The sequence below is a fragment of the Acinetobacter sp. YH12129 genome (assembly GCF_013418685.1).
Lineage (GTDB): Bacteria > Pseudomonadota > Gammaproteobacteria > Pseudomonadales > Moraxellaceae > Acinetobacter > Acinetobacter amyesii.
Genome location: NZ_VPBP01000073.1, coordinates 1 through 1598, shown reverse-complemented (window position 1 = coordinate 1598; position 1598 = coordinate 1). Strand labels below are relative to the sequence as shown.

Genomic DNA, 1598 nt, shown 5'->3' with positions numbered 1-1598 from the left:
TGTTCCATTTTAGAGATTTGTTTAAGATAAGATATAACTCATTGAGATGTGTCATAGTATTCGTCGTTAGAAAACAATTATTGTGACATTATTTCAATGAGTTATCTATTTTTGTCGTGTACAGAGAGAATATGCGACATTTTGAATTTTAGCTGTTTTCAGCAATTTAGGTTGTTCTATGTTGAAGTGGATTATTTTGGCGATTTTTATCGCTTCAGCGCTGTATATTCAACAGCGCGGCAAGGTGCGTCATAGTTTTTATCGTCAGTTTTTTGACCATTCTACCATCCTCGCACCGATCAACTATTTAATGTATTTGTTCTCTAAAGTACCAAATCAACCGTATATCGACACCCAGCACTTTCAAGATTTAAAGGTTTTGGATGACAATTGGGAAATGATTCGTGATGAAGCCAAAGCTTTATATGAACAGGGTGGTATTAAAGCTTCAAGTACTTACGATGATTTGGGTTTTAACTCATTCTTTAAAACAGGCTGGAAGCGCTTTTACTTAAAATGGTATGACTCCGCGCATCCATCAGCAGCAGAATTATGTCCAAAAACCACAGCATTATTAAAAACTTTGCCTAGCATTAAGGCGGCGATGTTTACTGAACTAGCGCCCGACAGTCGTTTAGTGCGTCATCGCGACCCGTATGCAGGTTCATTGCGTTACCACTTGGGATTGATGACACCAAATGATGACCGTTGTTTTATTGATGTCGATGGTGAGCGGTATTCATGGCGTGATGGTGAAAGTGTGGTGTTTGATGAAACCTATATTCACTATGCTGAAAATGGCACTTCTCAAAACCGTATTATTTTCTTTGCCGATGTCGAGCGTCCGTTAAAATCTCGCTGGATGCAAAAGTTTAATCACTGGTTTGGCAAAAATGTGATGACCGCAGCAAGCTCTCCGAATGAAGCAGGCGATCAGACGGGTGGCTTAAATAAAGTCTTTGGCTATGTCTATCAAGTGCGTTTAAAAGCCAAGGCTTTAAAAGCTAAAAATAGTCGTGTGTACTATTTCTTAAAATGGTTTTTAATGCTCGGGATTTTCTTCTTAATTTTTATTCGCCCTTATGTGTTTTAGAGTATTACAACGCCTTTCGGGGCGTTTTTTTATGACATTTTTGAGCAATTTCAGCAACGAGCTTTAATCCAGACCTACTTTTATGTATAGAATGAAGTAAATAGGGGAATTTTTATGCAAACGTTTCGTTCTAAAAAAGATTGGTGGGTTTTGGCTTTTGTGATTTGTATGTCTGGTCTATTGATTCAGTTATTGCTGACCATGTACGCCAAAGGCACGATGCCAGCATTTCCTGTGCACACAGGGGTGTATTTCATTACCATTTTTGTGTTGTGGTGGCCTGTGTTCAATACGCGCTATCAGGTCGATGCAGAACGCTTGCAGATCCGTTGCATGTTTTTAAAATGGGACATTCCACGCGACAGTATTCAAAAAATACTCTGTACACGACAAATTTCACAGAACCCTTATCCTATCAGGATTCTGCTTTCTTAAAATTGCCAAAATTTCCTTAAACTCTTCTTTTTTCCCAAAACCAATTAAACGCTGAATCGCCATTTGAACA

General features: G+C 38.5%; 2 protein-coding genes. Both read left to right on the top strand.

Annotation, left to right across the window (positions count from 1 at the left end; genetic code table 11):
- The first annotated feature begins 178 nt into the window (after nucleotides 1-178).
- A complete protein-coding gene (gene lpxO / locus FTU65_RS16095) occupies nucleotides 179-1093 on the top strand; it encodes a lipid A hydroxylase LpxO (RefSeq protein WP_178318334.1) in 915 nt (304 codons plus the stop codon).
- 114 nt (nucleotides 1094-1207) lie between these two features.
- On the top strand, nucleotides 1208-1528 hold the full coding sequence (locus FTU65_RS16090; protein ID WP_257222723.1) for a PH domain-containing protein: 321 nt from the start codon (nucleotides 1208-1210) through the stop codon (nucleotides 1526-1528).
- Nucleotides 1529-1598 lie beyond the last annotated feature (70 nt).

Bases quoted from the DNA above. Each gene is read 5' to 3' on its own strand.
- lpxO (WP_178318334.1), top strand. From the start codon at position 179: ATGTTGAAGTGGATTATTTTGGCGATTTTTATCGCTTCAGCGCTGTAT.
- FTU65_RS16090 (WP_257222723.1), top strand. From the start codon at position 1,208: ATGCAAACGTTTCGTTCTAAAAAAGATTGGTGGGTTTTGGCTTTTGTG.